The 2,525-nt window shown below is 64.8% G+C and carries 2 protein-coding genes and 1 pseudogene; 2 read left to right on the forward strand and 1 reads right to left on the reverse strand.

Annotated features, from left to right (window positions below; genetic code table 11):
* Positions 1-192: 192 nt before the first annotated feature.
* Positions 193-1,062 (forward strand): universal stress protein, encoded by an 870-nt coding sequence (locus VKI00_RS11100; protein WP_324437512.1) that lies wholly within the window; start codon positions 193-195, stop codon positions 1,060-1,062.
* Between the two features lie 387 nt (positions 1,063-1,449).
* A pseudogene (locus VKI00_RS11105) lies at positions 1,450-1,674 on the forward strand (ATP-binding cassette domain-containing protein); the annotation flags it as partial.
* 475 nt (positions 1,675-2,149) lie between these two features.
* On the opposite strand, the gene VKI00_RS11110 reads toward VKI00_RS11105, so the two are convergent.
* The coding region (locus VKI00_RS11110) for a sensor histidine kinase (protein WP_324437513.1) at positions 2,150-2,525 on the reverse strand (376 nt) is incomplete at its 5' end.

Here is a 2,525-nt window from a genome sequence, read left to right on the forward strand (position 1 = left end):
CGGGCGCTGGTGCCAACAGCGGTTAAGAGACCAATGACTGGCAGTCGAGGCCTAAGCGGCGTGCGCCGGAGCTCCGAGTCGGGACTAAATGCCCTGCCGCCGGTGTCCGTTGGGCACTGGCCGAGGTGGCGGTGGGCGGTAGCGTTGTGGCTATAGCGGAAGTCGCTGATACCCAGTCGAAGGAGCTGCGCCATGTCAGAGACCACAGCGAAAAACGCGATAGTGGTCGGGGTAGACGGATCGGCGGGATCACACGCGGCCATCCGTTGGGCAGTCGGTGAAGCGACGCTGCGCGCTGCGCCGATCATTCTGGTCCATGTCGTCGCCCCGCTGGTTGTTGCTTGGCCCGTAGGTCGGATCCAGGGCAACATCACCCGGTGGCAGCACGACAACGCCGGCCACGTAGTCGAGCAGGCACGCAAGACACTTGAGGCCAGCTTGACCGGGTCCAGCCACCCCGAGGTGCACACCCGGACGCTGTATTCAAACATCGTGGCGGCACTGGTCAATGAATCCAGGCAGGCGCTGCTGACCGTGGTGGGCTGTCGCGGGCATGGTGCGTTCGACCGGCTGCTGCTCGGCTCGGCCAGTATGGGCCTGCTTCACTACGGCCATGGGCCGATCGCGATCGTGCATGCCGAGGGAACCCCCGCGGCCGATGCGCCGGTGCTGGTAGGCATCGAGGGATCGCCTGCCTCCGAAGCGGCCGCCGCGCTTGCCTTCGAGGAGGCATCGCGCCGGGGCGTTGATCTGGTGGCCTTGCACGCCTGCAGCGATGTCGGGATCTTCACCGAAGACTGGCCCGAGCACGAAAATCAGGGACGCGAACTCCTCACCGAACGCCTGGCCGGCTGGCAGCAACAGTATCCCGACGTGCAGGTGCATCGACGGGTCGTGCGTGACGACCCGGCCCGTTGGCTGCGCCAGGAGTCTGAACGCAGTCAGGTGGTGGTCGTGGGTAGTCACGGCCGCGGCGGATTCGCGGGCATGCTGTTGGGCTCGGTCAGCTCGGCGGTAGCGCAGTCGGCGAAAGTCCCCGTGATTGTGGTGCGGCCCCGCTGACGTCGCGGGCCTGACCCGCCTGGTGGTCAGTGGGTATGGCAACTTGACCGCACTTGACGTACTCGACCGTGCTCGGCGATTTGTGCCGGCCGCGGAATCGCGTTCGCGATGCAGGGTCAAACAAGACCTGCGGGATGGCCTATAGGCCGCAGGCATGCTGACAAAGATCGTCGAAGGCAGAATCTTCATGACCCTTCCCAGCGCGGTAAAGGCATTGAATCTACGATGACGATTCCAACGGGCAACATCGATCAATCAACACATTTCGGGATCGGGCCGCGTCTCTGGCCGAACCGTCGCCTCCGCGATTAGTCCCGGTTGCGGTGCGGCGTCAGTGATGACTGTTGGCGCGACCGCCGTCATCGTCGGTCAAGCACCGTAGGTCGCGTCCCATTGAGCGTGGCCGGACAGTCGCGCGGCGCGGCGCGCGAGCGCGCCGAGGAGCTGCTGACCCGTGTCGGTTTGCAGGACCGAATGGCCCATCGTTCCGGTGATCTCAGCGGCGGGCAACAACAACGGGTCGCCGTGGCGCGCGCGATCGCCCTCGATCCGCCGCTGATTCTGGCTGACGAACCGACCGCACATCTCGACAACATCCAGGTCGAGGAGGTGCAGCTCTGCGCCCGGAAAGACGGCCGATCATCGGCCTCCCAGTGCGACGGCAGATTTGCATTCATCGATGAAAGGCCGGATGGGGCCCCGAGGCCGAAGCGCTGAACACGCAAAGCGGGCCAAAGTCATGGTCGGCTTCATCAACTGCAACACCCGCAGCACGAAAACTCACAGATCCCCGCCGCGTGGCCGGGCCGGCACAACCATCTGACCGACTCTCGGTGTCCCCACAACATTACGAAACCAGCGTGGCGGCGAGTGGCTAATAATTCTGCAAGTTAGGCGCCTAATGTAGTGAAACCTGTTGACGCGCGTCGAGCCTTGCGCACACTCGATTTAGTCGGCGCCCAACGTCGCAACGCTCAGCGCACTGCATCGAGCGGAAGGGCGGTTGTCGGCTAGGTCGACCCGTTCGCCAAACCCTGGGTGTCTGCGGCTCTCGAGGGCGGTGGCGCTGCTTTGAGTCGGCTCGCTATCATCTTGCGTCTGTTGTAAGCGGGATGGTGATGTCGAAGGCTGTCCCTCCTCCTGGAGGACTTGCCACGTGCATCCGGCCGCCGAGTACCTCGATACGGTCTTTGAGTCCGATGAGCCCGGAGCCCTTACGCGAATCGGCGCCGCCGGTCCCGTCGTCCGCGATGAAGAGGTAGAGGCTTTCGTCGGTGGCGTGTGCCCGCACCTTAACCTGGGAGGCGTGAGCGTGCTTGGCTGCGTTGGTGAGCGCCTCGGCGACCACGTAGTAGGCGGCGACCTCAACGGAGTCGGGCAACCGTTGCTCGATCGCGACGTCGAGGTTGACGGGCACCGGTGAGCGGCGCGCCAGCGTCTTGAACGCCGCCCGCAGCCCACCT

The organism is Mycobacterium sp. (genome assembly GCF_035314665.1).
Taxonomy (GTDB): Bacteria; Actinomycetota; Actinomycetes; order Mycobacteriales; family Mycobacteriaceae; genus Mycobacterium.